The sequence below is a fragment of the Pseudomonas sp. SIMBA_068 genome (genome assembly GCF_046534705.1).
GTDB classification, from domain to species: domain Bacteria; phylum Pseudomonadota; class Gammaproteobacteria; order Pseudomonadales; family Pseudomonadaceae; genus Aquipseudomonas; species Aquipseudomonas putida.
This window is the reverse complement of record NZ_JAWRYI010001456.1, coordinates 1-241: the sequence shown is the minus strand read 5'-3', so window position 1 is coordinate 241 and position 241 is coordinate 1. Positions and strand designations below refer to the sequence as shown.

Here is a 241-nt window from a genome sequence, read left to right as displayed (position 1 = left end):
GCTGAGATAGCGGCCCAGATGCTCAGTGGCCTGCGCCATCTGTGCGCCTGGCTCGCTGACATCGCAGGCAAACTCCGCGAGTTCAGGCGCATCCAGCTCACGGCGCAACAGGCCGCCATTGGCATAAGGGGAAGACCCCATGCGTTTATCACCTTCCGGTGCCAGCGCCTGCAGTTCCGGCTTTAAGCGACCCTGTTCATCAAACAGGTCGTCTGGCTGATAACTCCGCATCCACGTCTCA

At 60.6% G+C, this 241-nt stretch carries 1 pseudogene; it reads right to left on the bottom strand.

The annotated features are described in order from the left end of the window. Nucleotides 1-241, bottom strand: a pseudogene (locus SB756_RS34455) (phosphoketolase); the annotation flags it as partial.